At 63.5% G+C, this 19607-nt stretch carries 15 protein-coding genes; 2 read left to right on the top strand and 13 right to left on the bottom strand.

All coding sequences use genetic code 11. The features are described from left to right. Positions 1 to 306 precede the first annotated feature (306 nt). Complete coding sequence (locus tag ACA046_RS11720) at positions 307 to 1494, top strand: acyl-CoA dehydrogenase family protein (RefSeq protein WP_497676571.1); 1188 nt, start codon at positions 307 to 309, stop codon at positions 1492 to 1494. An 8-nt stretch (positions 1495 to 1502) separates the two neighbouring features. After that, entirely contained in the window at positions 1503 to 2591 is a 1089-nt protein-coding gene (locus tag ACA046_RS11715) for a sigma-54 interaction domain-containing protein (protein WP_497676570.1), read from the top strand. 35 nt (positions 2592 to 2626) lie between these two features. Here ACA046_RS11715 and ACA046_RS11710 read toward each other — a convergent pair whose 3' ends face one another. The 13 genes from ACA046_RS11710 to ACA046_RS11650 form a co-directional block, all read right to left on the bottom strand. Next, entirely contained in the window at positions 2627 to 4432 is a 1806-nt protein-coding gene (locus ACA046_RS11710) for an ABC transporter ATP-binding protein (RefSeq protein WP_497676569.1), read from the bottom strand. Between the two features lie 198 nt (positions 4433 to 4630). Next, entirely contained in the window at positions 4631 to 5143 is a 513-nt protein-coding gene (locus ACA046_RS11705; protein ID WP_497676568.1) for a GNAT family N-acetyltransferase, read from the bottom strand. Continuing rightward, positions 5140 to 6588, bottom strand: coding sequence for an MFS transporter (locus ACA046_RS11700; protein WP_497676567.1), 1449 nt, complete (start codon positions 6586 to 6588; stop codon positions 5140 to 5142). The genes ACA046_RS11705 and ACA046_RS11700 overlap by 4 nt, the downstream gene beginning before the upstream one ends. Continuing rightward, the gene (locus ACA046_RS11695) at positions 6585 to 7793 is read right to left on the bottom strand and encodes an acyl-CoA dehydrogenase family protein (protein ID WP_497676566.1); all 1209 of its coding nucleotides are present in this window, start codon (positions 7791 to 7793) and stop codon (positions 6585 to 6587) included. Before ACA046_RS11695 ends, ACA046_RS11700 begins: the two co-directional genes overlap by 4 nt. 20 nt (positions 7794 to 7813) lie before the next feature. Next, entirely contained in the window at positions 7814 to 9529 is a 1716-nt protein-coding gene (locus ACA046_RS11690; RefSeq protein ID WP_497676565.1) for a dipeptide ABC transporter ATP-binding protein, read from the bottom strand. Continuing rightward, on the bottom strand, positions 9526 to 10389 hold the full coding sequence (locus ACA046_RS11685; protein WP_497676564.1) for an ABC transporter permease: 864 nt from the start codon (positions 10387 to 10389) through the stop codon (positions 9526 to 9528). The genes ACA046_RS11690 and ACA046_RS11685 overlap by 4 nt, the downstream gene beginning before the upstream one ends. Next, positions 10386 to 11366: an ABC transporter permease gene (locus ACA046_RS11680; RefSeq protein ID WP_093199022.1), complete on the bottom strand. Its 981-nt coding sequence runs from the start codon at positions 11364 to 11366 to the stop codon at positions 10386 to 10388. Before ACA046_RS11680 ends, ACA046_RS11685 begins: the two co-directional genes overlap by 4 nt. Then, positions 11363 to 13024: an ABC transporter substrate-binding protein gene (locus ACA046_RS11675; protein WP_497676563.1), complete on the bottom strand. Its 1662-nt coding sequence runs from the start codon at positions 13022 to 13024 to the stop codon at positions 11363 to 11365. The genes ACA046_RS11680 and ACA046_RS11675 overlap by 4 nt, the downstream gene beginning before the upstream one ends. Before the next feature lie 983 nt (positions 13025 to 14007). Further along, on the bottom strand, positions 14008 to 14514 hold the full coding sequence (locus ACA046_RS11670; RefSeq protein ID WP_497676562.1) for a GNAT family N-acetyltransferase: 507 nt from the start codon (positions 14512 to 14514) through the stop codon (positions 14008 to 14010). Positions 14515 to 14555: 41 nt separating this feature from the next. After that, complete coding sequence (locus ACA046_RS11665; protein ID WP_497676561.1) at positions 14556 to 15956, bottom strand: LLM class flavin-dependent oxidoreductase; 1401 nt, start codon at positions 15954 to 15956, stop codon at positions 14556 to 14558. A 37-nt stretch (positions 15957 to 15993) separates the two neighbouring features. Further along, entirely contained in the window at positions 15994 to 17652 is a 1659-nt protein-coding gene (locus ACA046_RS11660) for a dipeptide ABC transporter ATP-binding protein (protein ID WP_497676560.1), read from the bottom strand. Beyond that, entirely contained in the window at positions 17649 to 18512 is an 864-nt protein-coding gene (locus ACA046_RS11655) for an ABC transporter permease (RefSeq protein WP_063031624.1), read from the bottom strand. Before ACA046_RS11655 ends, ACA046_RS11660 begins: the two co-directional genes overlap by 4 nt. Positions 18513 to 18527: 15 nt before the next feature. Next, positions 18528 to 19580 (bottom strand): NADP(H)-dependent aldo-keto reductase, encoded by a 1053-nt coding sequence (locus ACA046_RS11650; protein ID WP_459027812.1) that lies wholly within the window; start codon positions 19578 to 19580, stop codon positions 18528 to 18530. Positions 19581 to 19607 lie beyond the last annotated feature (27 nt).

Here is a 19607-nt window from a genome sequence, read left to right as displayed (position 1 = left end):
ATCGGCACAGGCGCAACACTTTGCTGGCGAAATGTTCGATTCCCAACAACCGTTAAAAAGACAAATTACTTATATGCTTAACCGATAAAAGCATAACCGGCACCAGGCCACGCGGGCCTTGGCACAACTGTCCGAATCCCAACACCTGCGCAACAAAAGTTGTGCTTTTGATAATAGTCGGCCCAGCCCGTAAACACGGAACCGCAAGTTTCCCGCGTGTTTTTACTTGGTATGGCTCTTGCTCTATCAACAGTTGAATAAACCCACTCAAACACGCTCGACTATTAAGCAACGAGGTATTCACGCGTGACGGTCAACTTACTCTGCACCCGCAGGACGCCGCTGGAGATTGCCCGTGACCTGGCGAGCGAATTCGCCCGCACCGCCGTCGACCGCGATGCCAGCGGCGGCACACCCAAAGCCGAACGCGACAAGCTGCGCAGCAGCGGCCTGTTGTCCCTGAGCATTCCCGGGCAATTCGGCGGGCTGGACGCCAACTGGTCGAAAACCTTCGAAGTGGTGCGCGAATTCGCCCGGGTCGACAGCTCCATCGCCCACGTATTCGGCTTTCATCACCTGATGCTCGCCACCGTCCGGTTGTTCGCCACGCCCGCACAATGGCAAACCTGGTTCAGCCTGACGGCCAGCAACAACTGGTTCTGGGGCAACACCCTGAACCCCCTGGACACCCGCACGGTGGTCAAGCGCCACAGTGGCTGGCGGGAATTTTCGGGGCAGAAGAACTTCTGCTCCGGCGCCAACGACTCGGAGATGCTGATCGCCTCGGCCATCGATGAAACCGCCGGCGGCAAGTTGCTGATCGCGGCGATTCCCAGCGCCCGCAGCGGGATCATCCTGCACAACGACTGGAACAACATGGGCCAGCGCCAGACTGACAGCGGCAGCGTGACCTTCAAGCGCGTGCGTGTGGAGGAATCCGACCTGCTGCTGGACCCGGGGCCGTTGAGCACGCCGTTCGCCTGCCTGCGCCCGCTGATTGCGCAACTGCATTTCGCGAATATCTTCCTCGGCATCGCCGAGGGTGCATTCGAAGAGGCACGCCAATACACCCTCGAAGAAGCCCGCCCGTGGTTCCGCTCCAGCGCCAGCCACACCACCCAGGATCCCTACATCCTCGGCCACTACGGCGATTTCTGGGTGGCCCTGCAAAGTACGCGCCTGTTGGTGGAGCGCGCAGGTGAGGTATTGGACGCGGCATGGGCCAAGGGTTCCGCGCTGACCCGCGAGGAACGCGGCACAGCGGCGATTGCCATCGCCACCGCCAAAGTCGCCGCCAGCCGCAACGGCCTGGAGCTGTGTAGCAAGGTCTTCGAGGTCACCGGCGCACGGGCGACCAACGCCTCGGTGGCCCTCGACAGGCACTGGCGTAACTTGCGCACCCAGAGCCTGCATGACCCGCTGGACTACAAGCTTCATGAACTGGGCGAGTGGGCACTGAACGGTACCCCGCCCATCCCGACGTTTTATTCGTAGAGACTGCCATGCAACTGCTGACCCTACCGCCCTCGCCCGCCCTTGCCACCTCCATCCGCGCCACCGCGCAGGTGTTTGAAGACCCCCGGTCCAAAGCCTTGCTCAAGCATGTGCAACAAGTCGCCCCGAGCGAAGCCAGCGTGCTGATCATCGGCGAAACCGGCACCGGCAAAGAGCTGGTAGCACGGCATATCCACAACCTCAGTGGCCGCAAGGCACAGCCGTTCGTGGCGGTGAATTGCGGTGCGTTCTCCGAGTCATTGGTGGAAGCCGAGCTGTTCGGCCACGAGAAAGGCGCGTTCACCGGCGCCCTCAGCGCCAAGGCCGGCTGGTTTGAAGAAGCCAATGGCGGCACGCTGTTCCTCGATGAAATCGGCGACCTGCCGATGTCGATCCAGGTCAAGCTGCTGCGGGTATTACAGGAACGTGAAGTGGTCCGCCTGGGTTCGCGCAAAAGCATTCCGATCAATGTGCGGGTGTTGGCGGCCACCAACGTGCAACTGGAAAAAGCCATCAATGCCGGGCATTTTCGCGAGGACCTGTTCTACCGCCTGAACGTGGTCAACCTGGAACTCAGCCCGCTGCGGGATCGCCCCGGCGATATCCTGCCGCTGGTGCAGTATTTCATCGACACCTACACCCGCCGCCTGGGGTATGGCGAGGTCATCCTGAGCAAGGACGCCGAGCAACGGCTGGCCACCTACAGTTGGCCGGGGAATATTCGCGAGCTGGAGAATGTCATCCACCACACCCTGCTGATCTGCCGCGACGGCGTGATCCAGGCCGATGACCTGCGCATGTCCAACCTGCGTATCGAACGCCAGGAAGACAGCACAACGGCCCATGACCTGCTCGACCTGGCCTTCCAGCGCCTGTTCGAAGAACAGATCGACAACCTCCACGAACAGGTCGAGCGCAGCCTGCTCACTGCCGCCTACCGGCTGTGCCACCACAACCAAGTGCACACCGCCGAGTTGCTGGGGCTGAGCCGCAACGTGACCCGTACCTTGCTGATCAACCTGGGTGAGCTGAAGGTCAACAAGCGCCGCCCGCTGGCCGGTGCCGAGGACGAGCGGGTGCTGCACCTGTCGATCTGACCTGCACTGCGCGGCGTACCCGGTACGCCGCCTGATCACAGCGCGACTTCATCCAGCGCATCGCTGAACTGGCGACTCCACAGCCGCGCATATTGCCCGCCCTGACGCAGCAGCTGTTCGTGGCTGCCGTCCTCGATCACCCGCCCATTGTCGAACACCAGGATCCGGTCCAGATGGGCCACGGTGGACAGCCGATGCGCCACCACCAGCACGGTCTTGTCTTCCATTATTTCGTCGAGCTTGTCCTGGATAAAGCGCTCGGTGATTGAGTCCAGGCTGGAAGTGGCTTCGTCCATCACCAGGATCGGCGCGTTTTTCAGCAACACCCGGGCGATCGCAATGCGCTGGCGCTGGCCGCCGGACAACTTGACCCCACGCTCGCCCACCAGCGACTCGTAGCCGTGCTCCATGCTGTCGATAAACTCACTGGCGCCGGCGCGGTGGATCGCCTCGGCGACTTCATCCATCGAGGCATCCAGGCGGCCGTAATGAATATTTTCGCGAATGCTGCGGTGGAACAGGCCGGGCTCCTGGGGAATCAGGCCGATCTGCTGGTGCAGCGAATGCTGGGTGACGTCGCGCACGTCCTTGCCGTCCACCAACACCTGGCCTTGCTGCACGTCGTAAAGGCGTAGCAGCAGGCTCAGCAACGTTGACTTGCCGGAACCCGAGGCGCCCACCAGGCCGACTTTCTGGCCGGCGGGAATCACGATATTCAGGTGCTCGAAAATCGGCCGGCCGGCGCTGTAGCTGAAGCCCACGTCGCGAAACTCGATATCGCCGCGCTTGACCTGTAGCGCCTTGGCACCGGGCTGGTCGATGACTTCATGGGGGCGAATCAAGGTGAGCACACCGTTGGCGATATTGCCGGTGGCTTCGAAGAATTCGAGAAAGCGTCGCGACAGATTGCCCACGTCACTGATGATCAACAACGACAGGCTGGTGGACATCACAAACGCCGCAATATCGATGCGGTGACTGCGCCACAAGTACAGGGCGAGCAGCAACAGGCCCAGCTTGAGCACCACGCCACAGCTGGTCTGGAACCAGCGGATGCGCTCCATGTAGCCGAGGGAGCGATAAGCCGCCGTCACTTCCTTGTCGAGGAAGGTGCCTAGGTAACTGTGTTCGAACGCATGCCGCGCAAACAGGCGGATATTGGCCAGGTTGGACACGGCGTCCACCACTTTGCCGGTGCTGGTGCTGCGCGCTGCCGAATACTGCTGGGCCAGCGGATGACTGCGTCGTGCAAGCAGGTAACAGATGGCGATGAACACCACCGACCAGCCGGCCATGAACAGCGCCAGCAGCGGCGAAGCGGTCCATAGCAGGGCCGTGGCCAGGCTCAGCGTCACCAGCAGCGGGATCAGGTCGAACAGCAGGATGCTCAGGGTCTGGTTCACCCCAAGGGTCACCTCGGACACCCGGTGCGCCAGGGCGCCGGCGAATTCGTTGCTGATAAAACGGTGGGAATGCTGTTGCAGGTAGGCGAATACCACGTGGGTTACCGTACGCCGCTGCAACGGCAACACGTGGATATGGCAGCCCGCCGCCGCGCGGGTAAATAACACCTCGCACACAAGCAGTATGGCGAACAGCGTCAACGGCCAGCGCAGCACCTCGAACGCACGCTCCGCCTCCAGCCCATTGCTGACGGTGCGGGTGATTTGCCCAAGGCCCCAGGGAATCAGGATCGAGCACACCACGGCGGCAATCTGCAGCAGCAGGATCGCCAGGTACCAGCCTTTGAAATGCCCGATGAAATGCCGCACAAAAGCCGCCGGCGTCGACGGCAAGTGTTGGACATTCCAGGTGCGAAACAATGAAAAAGACGAGCTCATGGCCAATGACATTCCTGAATGACGCCTGTGGCCGCGCAGCTTTCAGGCAAAAAGTGGGCAGCAACTGTGCCCCATGAAACAGACAAACATTCCCCTGTGGCGAGGGAGCTTGCTCCCGCTGGAGTGCGAAGCGCTCCCAGGATTTTGGGGCCGCTGCGCAGCCCAGCGGGAGCAAGCTCCCTCGCCACAGGTTCAGCGTCACTTTTGCGATTGGTAGCGAACTTCCTCCAGCTCACGACCGCCCCGAGTAAGGGTGCGGCTTGATTCGGGCTGCGCTATCCATCCAGCGTTTCGGTAAAAGCGTATTGCCCGGTGGTTTCCGGCGAGCACCCACAACGTCGCCGTCTCCAGGCCCAGGCTGGCGAGATGCTCCAAGCCTCTGAGCCACAGCGCCCTGCCCACTCCGGTTCCCCAGTGCTCGGCCAGCACATACAGCGCCTGCACTTCACCGGTTTCACCTGGATTGGCATCCTCATCACGGCTCGGGCTAACGACAATCCAGCCCACCACACGCCCATCGACCTGCGCGACAAATACGGCTTCGTTTCCCTGCTCGATCGACTGGCGCCAAAAAGCTTCGCGCCTAGGCTGCGTTGCCTCCAGCGAAGCCAGGTAATCCGCAGGCATCAGCTCACGATAAGCCTGTTGCCAACTGCGAATATGCACCCAGGCAATGTCACCCGCGTCCTCGATACGTGCTGCACGAATCATCCAATACCCTCTGCGCGTTTTGCATAAATCGCCGAGCCCGCCTGCGGCGACAGCTTGCGATAAACCAGCCCCGATAATCCACACAGCAATCCGGCACACGCCATGATCCAGGCGATATCACTCTGCTCGACCGTGGCATGCCCACGCACGGCCATGATCAAACCGAGCAGTCCCGCTGCGATACCCACCGACAAACTCAAGGTCAGTTGAATGGTCATCGCCGACAGGCTGCTGGCACGGCTGGATTGCTCCGGCGGCACGTCGGCATAGGTCAATGCCCCCAAAGTGCTGAATTGCAGCGAGCGAATGATCCCGCTGCCAAACAACACCAGTACCACAATCCAGTAAGGCGTTGACACCTCGAACAGGCTGCACGCCAGGAGGGTTGCACCGGTGAGCACGGCATTGCTGATCAAGGTGCGCCGGAAGCCGAAGCGGCTGACAATCCGTACCGCCAGCATCTTCATCAGGAACGCGCCCACACCACCGGCCACGCTCAGCAGCCCGGCCTGCAACGGGTTAAGCCCAAAACACAGCTGAAACAGCAGCACCAGCAAAAACGGCTGTGACGCGCTGCCGATGCGCATCAGGTTGCCGCCCCAGAAGCTCACGGCGAAGGTCGGTATTTTCAACAATGAAAAATCGATCAACGGGTGCGCCGTCCGCCGCGCATGCCGGACGTACAGCCAGGCACTCAACAACCCGCCGCCGATCAGCAGCAACGCCCACTGGCGCGGCAACAGGCCGTGGCCGAGCACCTCGAAACCGAACACCAGCCCGCCCAGCGCCACACCGCTGAGCAACAGGCCGGGAACGTCCAGTGGCTGGCCGGGTGCCCCGGAATAATCCGGGATGTAGCGCAGCACCAGCATCACCCCGAGCACGCCGATCGGCAGGTTGATCAGGAAGATCCAGTGCCACGACAACACCGTCACCAGCAGCCCGCCCAACGGTGGCCCCAGCAGCGGCCCCACCAGCGCCGCCACCGTCAGGTACGACATGGCACGCAGCAGGTTTTCCCGCGCCGACCAGCGCAGCAGGATCACCTGCCCCACCGGCACCATCATGGCGCCCGCCGCGCCCTGGGCCAAACGCGCCAGGGACAACTGCAGCAACGAGCCCGAGCAGGCACAGGCCACCGACGCCAAAGTGAACAGCACGATCGCACTGATAAATACCCGACGCGGCCCGAACCGGTCGGCCGCCCAACCGCTGACCGGCACGAACAGCGCCACCGCCAGCAGGTACAGCGACACCACCAGGTTCATGCGCACGCTCGGTTCGCCGAAATCCTGGGCCATCTGCGGCAGCGCCGTGAGCACTGCCGTGGCGTCGATCAGTTCCATGAACAGCGCACAGCCGATGATCATCGGCACCCGGCGAGAATGACCGCCAGCCACCTCGCCCACGACGTGTGAAACGTTACGGTTGAGTGCTTTGTTCAAAACAGCCCCGAGGTCGGAGGCGGCGTGCCCTTGAGTTGCCAGGCGCCCACGGCCGCAGCTTTCCAGTGCCGGGGGTTGTGGTTGGCCACGGTGCGCGCGTTGCGCCAGTGCCGGTCCAGGTTATGGGCACGGCCGGTGGTGGACGCGCCACCGACGTCGAACACCAACTCGGCGGCCTTGAGTGCCGATTCCGCCGCGATGTATTGCGCCTGGGCCACATCCACGGCCGCCTGGTCGACGGCGACCGCATCAAGATCCGCAGCCCAGGCGCGGTCGATGGATTGCGCCGCGTGCAGCACCACCGCTTCGGCGGTAAAGGCCCGGGCCGAGACGTCGCCCACACTCAGTTCCACATACGGATCATCCACCGAGCGCGTGGCGCTGCTGTGCTTGATCGGCCGTGCATGTTCCTTGGCAAAGCTCACCGCATCATTCAGCGCATTGCGCGCAATACCGGCCTGCACCGCCGCGAGGAATACTTGCAGGAACGGCGTGACAATCGTGCGCTTGCCCTCCTCGACGGTGCGGGTGCGGATCTCGCTGGCCAACACCTGCACATCATGCAGATGGGTGGTGCCGCTGGCCGTCAGGCGCTGGCCCATGGCGTCGAAATCATCCAGCAACTCCAGGCCCTGGCGGTCGCGGGGCAAGATGAAGGAGACGGGCTGGTCATTCTCGTCCAGGGCCACGGCGCTGACCCAATCGGCATACAACGAACCGGTGCTGTAGTACTTGCTGCCGGAAGCGCGAAAGTGCTCGCCGTCACGCACGATGCGCGCGCTGATGGAACCGTTGGCGCCGCCGACTTCCCAGCCGGCATTGCCGATCACGGCGCCTTGCAGGTAACGCTCGAACCAACGCTCGCGCTCCTCCTCCGCCCCTTCGGCGCGGGAGGCCAGCAGGCCTTCGACAAACCCGAAACCGGGGCGCAGGGCCTGGGCCACGTTGGAGTCGGCCGAAGCGATGCGAATCAGCAAGGCAATCACGTCCTTGACCGAACCACCGGCGCCGCCAAACCGCTTGGGAATCCGCACGGTAAACAACCCGGCCTTGGCGATCTGCGCCACGGCTTCATACGGCAGCTGGCGATCACGCTCACGTTGCGCAGCGCCGGCGGCAATCTGCGGCAGGATGCGGTCGGCACGCGCGTTCAATTCGGCCACCGTCACAACCGGCGGCGTGGGTACAGCAGACAACTTGCTCATGGCACTTCCTTGATTCAGGTCTAGATGGCGATTTTCCACAGGCGCGATTCATCAAACAGCCAGCCGGGGTTTTCCGGCTCCAGGGCCGGCACCACCAGCTGCGTACCGCTGCCGGGCAGGCGCGGCACTGCGCCCAACAGGCGTTGGGTGTATTCGTGTTGAGGGGATTCGAACAACGTCTCGACGCTGGCGCTTTCCACCACCTGGCCGTGGCGCATCACCAGCACCTCGTCGCTGACGTGGCGAATCACTCCGAGGTCGTGGGAGATAAACAGGTAGGCCAGGCCCAGCGAGGCTTGCAGGTCGGCCAGTAAATCCAGGACCTGGGCCTGCACCGACACATCCAGCGCGGACACCGGCTCGTCACAGATAATCACCTTGGGGTTGCTGGCAATTGCCCGGGCAATCGCCACGCGCTGGCGCTGCCCGCCCGACAGTTGCAGCGGCCGGCGCTCGGCCAACTGCGGTGCCAGGCGTACCTGGTCGAGCAACTGCGCCACTCGCGCCGCCTGTTGCTCGAGAGCGATACCGGCGACGTCCAGTGCATCACCGAGAATCTGCCCGACCGTCCAGCGCGGGTCGAACGAACTCAGCGGGTCTTGGTAGATCACGCTGATGTCGCGGCGATGCAGGCGTCGGGTCTTCTCCTCGACCCGTTCGGTGCCTGCCGCGGCCCATGGCTGGTCGAGAAAACGCACCTCGCCGGCATCCGGTTGCAGCAGCCCGAGGGCGATACGCGCCACCGTGGTTTTGCCCGAGCCGGATTCACCAACGATGCCCAACGTACGGCCGGCGCGCAGCTCGAAGCTGACGCCGTCCACTACCTGGCGTGACTGTTGATCGGGGCCGACATACCGTTTGCCCAGGCCGGAAGCCTTGAGCAGCACCGGCGAATCCGCGCCCGGCCGTGGTTGCGCCACAGCGTTGCTGCGCTCCGGCGACAAGCGTGTGCCACGGGCATGTTCGGCGGGCACCGCATCCAGCAGCGAGCGTGTGTAGGCGTGGCGGGGATTGAGCAGCACCTGATCCATCGGGCCCTGCTCCACCACTTCACCGTGGCGCAGCACCAGCACCTCATCGGCCAATTGCGCAACCACCGCCAGGTCATGGCTGATGATCAGCAGCGAATCGCCACGGGCCTTGATCTGCTGCAATACCTGCAGGATCTGCGCCTGCACCGTGGCATCCAGCGCGGTGGTCGGTTCATCGGCGATCACCAGACCGGGGTTCAACGCGAGTGCACTGGCAATCAGCGCACGCTGGCGCAGGCCGCCGGAGAGTTGATCGGGACGCTGGCGGGCACGCAGTTGCGGTTCGGGTACGCCCACCAGGTCCAGCAGCTCGATGACCCGTTCGCCACGGCTGCGACGGTCGCCCCAGCGATGGGTCTCGAGCACCTCGAGAATCTCCTTGCCCACCGGCCGCAACGGGTCGAGGGACACCAGTGCGTCCTGCAATACAAAACCGATGCCATTGCCACGCAAACGGCGCCAGCCACGCTCCGACAGACTGAGCAAATCCACGCTGTCATAACTCAAGGTGCGCGCCGTGACCTTGGCGCCCGCGCCGGCCAGGCCGATCAGGCTACGGGCGGTGACGCTTTTGCCGGAACCGGATTCGCCCACCAGCGCCAGGGTCTTGCCCGGCTCCAGGGTGAAAGACAAATTGCGTACGACAGACTGCCCGGCAAACTCGATGGACAGGCCTTCAACGATCAAGCGTTTCTGGTCGCTCATGAAAGACGGCCCTCCAGGCGTTGTTGCAGGTAACGGCCAGTGACCGTGGTCGACAGGGTGGTGAGGACGATGAACAGGCCGGGGAAGAACGTCAGCCACCAGGCGTTGGCGATAAAGTCGCGGCCCATGGACAACATGGTCCCCCACTCCGGCGCCGGCGGGCGGGCGCCCAGGCCGAGAAAGCTCAGGGCCGAGGCCCAGACAATCGCCTGGCCCACGCCCATGGTCAGGGTCACGATCAGCGGACGCATGGCGTTCGGCAGCAACTGGCGCAGGATGATGCGCAGCGGCGGATACCCGAGGGCCCGTGCAGCTTCAATGTAGCCCGCGTTACGCACCGCCAGCACCTGGCCACGAACCATGCGTGCGTAACCCGGCGCACTGCCAAGCCCGGTGGCGACGATCAGCGGGCCGATGCCGCTGCCGAAGATCGCCACGAACAGCAGCGCCAGGATCAGGCTCGGAAACGCAAACAGCACTTCCAGCAACCAACCCACGCCACGGTCCATTCGCGCGCCGCCAAGGCCGCCCAGCAGACCGAGAACGATGGCGATGCTCATGGCAATCGCCGTGGCTGCCAGGCCGATAAACAACGACTGGCGAGTGCCGTAGATCACCCGCGAAAAAATATCCCGTCCCGACTGATCGGTGCCGAACCAGTGGGCCAGGCTCGGCGAATGAAACGCATCGCGGGGCACGATGGCCAGCGGGTCGCTGTAGGCAAACAACTGCGGCACCAGCGCCGCGACAATCACCAGCAGCAAAAAGGTAATCGCCAACAGCGGGCCGAGGCGCAGGGTGCGGGTGGTGCGCTGAATCCGCAGCGCGGGCAGCGGTGTTTCCAGGGTCAGGCCGCTCATGCTGGAAGCTCCTGTTGGCGAGGATCGACCCACAGGTACAGCAGGTCGACCAGAATATTGGCGAGCACGTAACCGGCGGCGACCACCAGGCTGATGCCGATGGTCAGCGGCAGGTCCTGTGCCTGCACCGCCTGGTACAACTGGCGGCCGAGGCCCTTGCGGGAAAAGATCACTTCGATCACCACCGCGCCGCTGATCAGCGCGCCGATGGCCCAGCCCGACAGCGAGATGCCCGGCAATACGGCATGGCGCAACGCATGCTTGAAGCGCACGTTGAAGTCACTCAAGCCCCGGGTTCGGGCGGTCAGGATGAAGGGTTGGTCGAGGGTCAGGTCCAGGGATTCGCGGGTGACCTGGGCGATAAACCCGGCCAGCGGAATCGCCAGGGCGAACGACGGCAACACCAGGGTGCGCCAGCCATCACTGCCCGCCGGCGGGAACAGCCGCAGGCCGAACGCAAACACCGCCAGCAACAGAATCCCCAGCCAGAAATGCGGTAACGCGGCGGCCAGGGTTTCGGCTAGCGAGGCCAGGCTGGCAACCCAGCGTCGGCGCCCGGCCGTCAATACCGTCAGCGCCAGCACCAGAACCCAGGCCAGCGCGAGAGAGGTCAGGGTCAGCTCAAGAGTCGGCCAGGATTGCTCCGCGAGGACCCGGGTTACCGGCAGATGCTGGGAATAGGAAACCCCCAAGTCACCTTGCACCAGCCGCCCGAGGTACAGCGCATATTGCACCGCCAGAGGCTTGTCGAGGCCGTATTCGCGGGTGGCTTCAGCGATGGTTTCAGCAGTGGGATTGCCACTCGGGCCGCCGAGGATCGCCAGCACCGGATCACCCGGCATCAGGCGCAAGGCAAAGAAAGTCAGCGTGGCCACCGCCCACAGCACCAGCACACCGCCGGCAAGGCGCCACAGCGCACGTTTGCCGAGCCGGGCCAGGCGCTCGTGGCGTGGGTTGGCAAGTGATGGACTGCTCATTTGTTCACCCATGCGTCATAGAGATAAGTCACCGCCAGCGACGGCTCCAGCCGCACGCCCTGGGTGGTCTTGTAGATACCCAGCCGCGTGCTTTGCGGGTAGGTGGTCAGTTGCAGGTACTGGCTGGAAGCGATTTTCTGCGCCTGGTAATACAGGGCCCGGCGCTGCTCGCTGTCCTGGGTGGTGAGGGCCTGCTGGATCAACGTGTCGAAGGCTGGATCACTGAAGCCTGCGGTGTTCTGGTGGTAACCCCCGACGCCTGCCGGACGGATGAACTCGCTGCCAAAGATGATCCGCAGTACGTCCGCGGTGTTGGTGTTCCAGTAGCCGAGGCGAATGTCGTAGTCCCAGTCGGCCTGGCGTTTGGTGGCCTGCACGTCACTCATCTGGTCGACGATCAGCTCGAAGCCGACCTGCCGGGTGGTAGCCTGCACCTGCTCCCACAAGGTGTATTCCGACGGTGGCGTGCGGTTGCCCATCACCACGTGGACTTGCAGGCGCTTGCCGTCCTTGGTGCGGTAGCCCTCGCTGTCGCGCTGGGTCCAGCCGGCCTGGTCGAGCAACTGCGCGGCACGGGCCGGGTCGTAATCCTGGGCGTGCTGGAACTCCGGGCTGTAGAAGCGCGTGGCCGGGCTCAAGGGGCCGCCGGCGCGGGGGAATTCGTTGAAGTACACACTCTTCAACGCACCCTCGATGTCGGAGCTGCGCACAAAGGCTTCGCGCACCCGCACGTCATCGAACGGCGCACGGGTGATGTTCAGCGTGCCGTTGGTGGGGTTGCCGGGGCGTTGGGCGATCACCAGGGTCAGGTCCGGATTGCGTCGAGCGGCCTCATGGGATTCGGGAGGCAAGGCTTCGATCACGTCGACCTCGCCGGCCTGCAACGAGGCGAAGCGTACGGACGGTTCCTGGATGAACTTCCAGACGATCCGGTCGAGCCAGGCCGGGCCTTGGTGTTTGGCGGTGGGTGGGGCCCAGTTGTAGTCGGGGTTGCGCACCAGTTCGACCTGGCTTTGGCGGTCCCAGCGCACGACCTTGAACGGGCCGCTGCCGACCGGGCTTTCGCAGTTCACGTCGCGGGAGCGCAGCAGTGCGGTGGGGGACTCGATGCCGAGGAAGCCTTGGGCCAACACTTCCAGGAACGCGGCGTAAGGCGTGGCCAGGTGCACCACTGCGGTGTATTCGTCGAGCACGTCGGTGCTGCGGTATTGGCGAATGTAGCCGCCTGCGGTGCTGGATTGGGTCTTGGGGTTGGCCATGTGGTCGAGGTTGGCCTTGACGGCGGCGGCGTTGAACGGAGTGCCGTCGGTGAAGTGCACATCGTTGCGCAGGTGGAAGGTGTAGGTCAGGCCATCGGGGGAGACTTCCCAGGTCTTGGCGAGCCAGGGGCCGATGCGGCCGTCGGTGTCCATTGAGACCAGGGAGTCGAGGTATTGCTGGGCGACGAACACCTGGGGCATGTCGCCGGCCACGTGGGGGTCGAGGCAGGTGGGTTCGCGGTCGGTGGCGTAGACCAGGGTGCCGCCCTTTACCGGTTGGTCACTGCGCGTGACGGTTGAGCTGCTTTGGCCGCAGCCGAGCAGCAGGCTGCAGAGTGTGGCGGTGCCGATGAGGAGCAACGGGGTTGATCGTCGCGGGTAAGGGGCGGGTTCTTGCATGATTGGAGAGGCCTGAAGTCCGGGAACTGGGTCATTGCACAAGGCATGCCGGGTTTTTGGGCCTGTAAACAGGGGGTGTTGGTGGTTGGGGGGATGGGTGAAAACGACAATGTGTGTGGGAGGTGTTGGTCAGGCAACAGCTGGCCTTGGGGGCGTGAGGTTTGAGTACATATCCGTTGCTGCGGTAACGGCCACTTATGGTTCCGCTCTTACAGCGGCTCACTTTTGAAGAGCGCAAAAGTAAGCAAAACGCTCTTGCCCCACCACTCGGCTCCTCGCCTAGGCTCGGAGTGCCCTCACTCCGGCTTTGGACCGTGGGCCGCCGTCATGGGCCATCCCTGGCCCAGGACGGCTAACCTGGCGTCCTGCCAGGTTACCCACGCTCCAAAGCCTGCGTTCGGCCAGCGTGGTTTAACGGGGCGCCTAAGATCAAGATCAAAAGCAGATCAAAAGCACAGCGGCCTCCCGGCCGGCTTGAGTGTTGAAGAGCAAAATCAAAAGCTAAAGCGGGCACGGTCAAAAATGTGGGAGCGGGCTTGCTCGCGAAGGTCGTTAACGATGACGCGGGCATTCTGAATGAACGCGGCGCCCTCAGGTTTTTCGCGAGCAAGCCCGCTCCCACAGAAAAGCAGCTCTGTTTTCGCTCTGGTTTTTGCTTTTGCTCTTCAACACTCAAGCCGGCCGGGAGGCCGCTGTGCTTTTGCTTTTGATTTTGATCTGACTGCCCCAATAAGCCCGAGGCCGAACGCAGGTATTGCGGAGCGGGTAAACCGGCAGGACGCCGGTTTAGCCGCGCCGGGCCATGGATGGCCCGTCGCGGCGGCCCGCGGAGCAATGCCGGAGTGAGGGAACGCCGAGCCTAGGCGAGGTGCCGACAGGCGGGGCAGAGCCCTTTGCTTACTTTGGGGCTTTTCCAAAGTGAGCCGCTGTAAGAGCGGAACCATAAGCAGCCGTTACCGCAGCAACGGATATGTACTCAACCCTCATTCCACAGAACCCACCAAAGGCACCCGATATCGCACCAACGGCAACGGCTCATCATGTTCCACCACGGTCTTTTCAGTCTGCGGTTCAGCCACAAACCCAAGCGCCCGATAGAAACCCAGAGCGCGCCGATTCCCCTGCACCACCCAAACGGTCGCACTGATAAAACCGGCCTCGATCAACTGCTCCCGAACCCGCCCCCAAAGCTGCGTGCCAATCCCCTGCCCCCAAATGCCGGGCAACAGATTGAGCGCCCGCAATTCCCCGGTAATCGACGATGCATCCACATCCCGACTGCTACCAAACGACGCCCACGCCACGAGCTCCCCGTCCAACTCCACCACCCACACCGACAAGGTGCCAACACCGATGGCCTGGGCCAGAAACGCCGTGCGCTGTGACACGCCGCTGTTCAGTTCAGCAAGAAAACGCTCGGACAAAATCTCCCGGTACGCAGCCTGCCAAGTCTGCAAATGGATGTGCGCCAACCGCGGCGCATCTTCCACCCTGGCAGCCCTGAAATACAGACCCCCCTCAGGCACACCACTCACGCCGGAAACCGCAACGGCAACGCCGGCTTCAGCAACGCCGCCGGATCCCGATAACGCGCGCCAAAATGGTCCCCCGGCAACCGAGCCCGCCCAGCCCCAAACAACCGCTCCCGCAGCGTCTCCCCCTCGTTGTACCGCTCACGAAACCGCCCCCGACGACGCAACTCCGGCACCACCAATTCAATAAAATCCCGCGCCGTTTCAAACGACAAATACTGCCTCAGGTTAATCCCGTCGATCCCATCCTCATCCAGCCATTTCTCAATCGCATCCGCCACCACCGTAGGTGTACCGGCAACGAAAAACCTCTCACGGTTGAAGCCGCCAAGCTGGGCCAACACCGCGCCCACCGTGGAATCCAACCTATACCGGCTCAAACTCTCCCACCCCTTGACCTGCCGACTCACCAGATCACTGATCAAGGTATCCCGCGGATACGCCGTCAAATCGATCGCCGACTGCCCATGAGCCAGCGACGCCTCAACACTCACCAGCTTGCGATAACTGTCGAGCTTGGCACTGACCTCCTCATCGGTACGCCCAACGATCACCCCAGCCATCACAATAAACTTCAACCCCGCCGGATCGCGATCATGCTCAACCGCCTTCTGCCGCATCGCCTGGATATTCGCCCGCACCGCCGGCGCATCATTGCCGCCGGTAAACACCACTTCAGCATGCCGCCCGGCAAACTCGATGCCCGCCGGTGACCCGGTGGCCTGAAATAACACCGGCGTACGTTGCCGCGAAGGCTGGCACAAGTGCGGACCGGCAACCTTGAAATGCTCCCCCACGTGATTGATATAGCGCACCTTGTCCGGATCGGTGTAGATCCGGCGCTCGCGGTCGACAATCACCGCGTCGTCGTCCCACGAGCCTTCCCAAAGCTTGTACAGCACGGCGAGGTATTCATCGGCGATCTCGTAGCGGTGATCATGGACCACCTCAGTGTCGTGCCCGAAGTTGCGCGCCGCGTTCGGCAGGTACGAGGTGACGATGTTCCAGCCCACGCGCCCCTTGGTCAGGTGATCGAGGGTACTCATACGGCGGGCGAAGGCGAACGGCGGTTCGTAGGTGGTGGAAAAGGTCGCGCCAAAACCGAGGTTCCTGGTCACCCCGGCCATCGCCGGAATCACCAGCAGCGGGTCGTTGCTGGGGATCTGCATGCCTTCACGCAACGAGGTTTCAGGGCCATCGCGAAAACGGTCGTAGGTGCCGATCACATCGGCCAGGAACACACCGTCAAAGGTGCCGTATTCCAGCAACTGCGCCAGCTCGGTCCAGTAGTCGAGGTCGTTGAAGCGGTGCCGGTTGTTGTCCGGGTGCACCCACAAACCATGGACGATGTGACTGACGCAGTTCATCTCAAACAAATTCACGTGCAGTTGCTTGGGCACCTGGAGCACTCCTTTCGTAGATACGTTTTCCAATACGTCAGATCGCTACGTTCAGGTAGAACGGGACTGGCGTGTAGTCGGTTTCAAGGGTCGGGATCGCGTCGATCAGCGCGCGGGTATAGGCGTGGGCCGGGCGGTCGAACACGGCGCGTACCGAGCCGGACTCCACCACTTCGCCGGCCTTCATCACCAGCACGCGTTCGCTGACGTGGTTGATCACCCCCAGGTCGTGGGAGATGAACAGGCAGGCCAGGCCGAGGCGGCGCTTGAGGTCGTCGAGCAGCTCCAGAATCTGTGCCTGTACCGACACGTCCAGCGCCGAGACCGGTTCATCGCAGATAAGGATTTGGGGCTCGGAAGCCAACGCCCGGGCAATCGCAATGCGTTGGCGTTGGCCGCCGGAGAGTTCGATGGGCCGGCGGGACAAGGCGCTGGCATCGAGGCGCACCAGTTCCAGCAGTGCCAGCGCGCGGTCGCGCCGTGCGTGACGCGGTACGCCGGCCACCACCAGCGCTTCGAACAACACACGCTGCACGGTGTAGCGCGGGTCGAAGGAGCTGAGGGGGTCCTGGAACACCACTTGCACCGCACGCCGGGCTTCGCGTTTTTGCCGGGTGTCGAGGTCGGACCAGCGCTGGCCCTTGATCCACACTTCGCCTGCGTCGGCGGTTTCCAGGCCGAGTATCAGGCGGGTCAAGGTGGTCTTGCCGCAGCCCGATTCGCCCACCACTCCCAGGGTTTCGCCGCGACGCAGTTGCAACGACACCTGGTTCAGCACCGTGCGGGTTTTGCCGTCGGGGCCGACAAAGGTTTTGGACAGATCACGCGCTTCCAGCAGTACTTCGCCCTGGGGCGCAGGCTCGGGTTCGACCGCCGTGAGCAACCGCCGTGTGGGCTGGAAGTGCACGGCCTTGGCCGCCTGTAGCAGCAGTTGTGTATACGGATGACGCGGGTCTTGCAGGACCTGCTCGGTGCTGCCCTCCTCCACGATCACGCCGTGGCGCATTACGGCCACCCGGTCGGCCAGGCGCGAGACCACCGACAGGTCATGGCTGACCATCAGCAGCGCATTGTCTTCGCCGCGCAGGCTTTCCAGCAGCGCGATGACCTGGGCCTGCACCGTTGCATCCAGTGCAGTGGTGGGTTCATCGGCAATGATCAGCCGTGGGTTGCAGGCAATGGCCGAGGCGATCAGCGCACGCTGGCGCAAACCGCCGGAGAGCTGCCACGGGTATTGGCTGGCGCGCAGTTCCGGTTCCGGCACGCCGACATCCCGCAGCAGCTCCAGCACCCGCAGGCGGCGGGCTTCCAGACCCAACGTGGTGTGCAGGTGCAACGGTTCTTCGATCTCGGCACCGACGCGGCGCAGTGGGTCCAGCGCGCCGAGGGCATCCTGCATCACAAAGCCGATGCTCGCACCGCGCAGTTGCTGCCAGGCCCGTTCGTTGAGCTGGCGCAGGTCGACGCCCTGGAAGGCCAGCTTGGCGGCCTGGACATGAGCGTCCTTGCCCGTAAGGCCGGCCAGGGTGCGGGCGGTGACGCTTTTGCCGGAGCCCGATTCCCCCACCAGCGCCAGGCATTCACCGCGATGCAACTGCAGACTGACGCCGTGCAACACCGGCTCGGCCTGGCCGAAACGTACTGTCAGGTCGCGGATGTCGACCAGCGGGCCGAGGGTATGGATGTTCATCGTCATAGGGGCTTTCCTTCGCTGCGGCGCAACAGTTCGCGGCCGATGGCACTGATGGAGACAACGGTCAGGGTGATGATCAGGGCGGGCCAGGCCACCAGCCACGGCGCGTTGGCCAGGAAGCTGCGCCCGATGGACATCATGCCGCCCCACTCCGGCGCGGGCGGCGGTGCGCCGAAGCCGAGAAAACTCAAGGCGGCGCCGGCGGTGATCGCGCCGCCGACGCCGATGGTGGCGAGGATCAGCACCGGCTTGAAGGCATTCGGCAGAATGTGCCGCAGCACGACCGCCAGATGGGATTGGCCGAGGGTGACGGCGGATTCGACGTAGCCGGCATTACGCACATTCAGGGTTTGCGCCCGCACCAGCCGCGCATAACGCGGCACGCCAGCGATGCCAATCGCGAGTATCAGGTTGGCCGTGCCCTGGCCGAAAAACGTGATGATCACCAGCGCCAGCAACAGGTCGGGAAACGACAGCAACACGTCGATACCGCGCATCAGGGCACCATCCAGCCAGCGCGGGCCAAGGCCGGCGATCAACCCGAGCAAGGTGCCCCAGGCCAGTCCCAGCGCCGTAGCGGCGATGCCCATGAACAGCGACGAGCGCACGCCATAAATCAACCGGCTGAGCACGTCGCGCCCGTTCTCATCGGTGCCCAGCCAATACACGTTGCTCGGCGCCTGGAACGCCAGGCGCGCCGACGCTTCCAGCGGGTCATAGGGCGCCAGCCATTGCGGAACAACGGCGGCCAACAGCAGCAGGGCAACAAAAACCCCGGCGAGCAATAGGCCCGGCCGCAGCCGGGTCAGCCCGGCAAGACGCAACGGGCGAATGCCGCTCAACGTTTCAATGGTTTGCGTCATGCCAGGCTCCTCGTTCTAGGGCGCAGGGTTGGGAATGCGCTGGTGGATGGCCTGGACCTGCGCCTTGATCTCGTCACTGAGGCTCACGTCCAGCGCGCCTAGGTTGTCGCGCAATTGCGCCAGGCTGGTTTGCCCGGTGAGCGCGCTGGTGACGAAGGGTTTGTCGATGATGAAGGCCAGGGCCAACTGGGCCGGGGTGAGGCCGTGTTGCCGGGCAACTTCCACGTAGCCGGTAATGGCTTCCTGGGCCGAGGCGCTGTCGTAGCGGTTGAAGGTGCGGTACACCGCTGACAGTCGCGAACCCTCGGGACGTGCGCCGCCCAGGTATTTGCCGGTGAGCGCACCGAAGGCCAGCGGCGAGTACGCCAGCAGGCCAACACCTTCGCGGTGGGTGAACTCCGAGAGGCCGCCCTCGTACAGGCGATTAAGCAGGCTGTAGGGGTTTTGCACGCTGGCAATCCGCGGCAGGCCGAGGCGTTCGCTTTGCTTGAGAAACTCGGCCACGCCCCACGGGGTTTCGTTGGAAACCCCGATGTGACGCACCTTGCCGGCCTTCACCTGATCGGCCAGCACCGCCAGGGTTTCCTCGATGGCGACGCTTTGGGTGTCTTCCCGATACGGGTATTCGCGCTGGCCGAAGATGTTGGTGGTGCGGTCCGGCCAGTGCAGTTGGTAGAGGTCGAGGTAGTCGGTGTTCAGGCGTTTGAGGCTGCCGTCCAGGGCTTCGACGATGTTGCGCCGGTCGTGGTGGCTGAGGCCGTCGCGGATGTGTTGCTGGCTGCTGGGGTCACGGGCCGGGCCGGCGATTTTGCTCGCCAGGATCACCTCGTCCCGGCGACCACTGGCCGCCAACCAACTGCCGATGTAACGCTCGGTGGTGCGCCAGGTTTCAGCCTTGGTGGGCGTGGGGTACATCTCGGCGGTGTCGATGAAGTTGATGCCTTCGGCCAGCGCCAAATCAATCTGCTGATGGGCATCGGTTTCGGTGTTCTGATGGCCCCAGGTCATGGTGCCTAGACCCAGCACGCTGACTTGGATGTCGCTGTTGCCCAATTGGCGGTAACGCATGGGTGATCCTTTTTTATTCAAGGGTTG

Source organism: Pseudomonas sp. LBUM1641 (assembly GCF_059716235.1).
Note: the sequence above shows the minus strand (reverse complement) of the source record. Positions and strands in the feature narration are given on the sequence as shown.

What these genes read in the sequence shown, in the direction of transcription:
- ACA046_RS11715 (WP_497676570.1), top strand. Translation starts at nt 1,503, where the DNA reads ATGCAACTGCTGACCCTACCGCCCTCGCCCGCCCTTGCCACCTCCATC.
- ACA046_RS11710 (WP_497676569.1), bottom strand. Translation starts at nt 4,432, where the DNA reads ATGAGCTCGTCTTTTTCATTGTTTCGCACCTGGAATGTCCAACACTTG.
- ACA046_RS11705 (WP_497676568.1), bottom strand. Translation starts at nt 5,143, where the DNA reads ATGATTCGTGCAGCACGTATCGAGGACGCGGGTGACATTGCCTGGGTG.
- ACA046_RS11695 (WP_497676566.1), bottom strand. Translation starts at nt 7,793, where the DNA reads ATGAGCAAGTTGTCTGCTGTACCCACGCCGCCGGTTGTGACGGTGGCC.
- ACA046_RS11690 (WP_497676565.1), bottom strand. Translation starts at nt 9,529, where the DNA reads ATGAGCGACCAGAAACGCTTGATCGTTGAAGGCCTGTCCATCGAGTTT.
- ACA046_RS11685 (WP_497676564.1), bottom strand. Translation starts at nt 10,389, where the DNA reads ATGAGCGGCCTGACCCTGGAAACACCGCTGCCCGCGCTGCGGATTCAG.
- ACA046_RS11680 (WP_093199022.1), bottom strand. Translation starts at nt 11,366, where the DNA reads ATGAGCAGTCCATCACTTGCCAACCCACGCCACGAGCGCCTGGCCCGG.
- ACA046_RS11675 (WP_497676563.1), bottom strand. Translation starts at nt 13,024, where the DNA reads ATGCAAGAACCCGCCCCTTACCCGCGACGATCAACCCCGTTGCTCCTC.
- ACA046_RS11660 (WP_497676560.1), bottom strand. Translation starts at nt 17,652, where the DNA reads ATGACGATGAACATCCATACCCTCGGCCCGCTGGTCGACATCCGCGAC.
- ACA046_RS11655 (WP_063031624.1), bottom strand. Translation starts at nt 18,512, where the DNA reads ATGACGCAAACCATTGAAACGTTGAGCGGCATTCGCCCGTTGCGTCTT.
- ACA046_RS11650 (WP_459027812.1), bottom strand. Translation starts at nt 19,580, where the DNA reads ATGCGTTACCGCCAATTGGGCAACAGCGACATCCAAGTCAGCGTGCTG.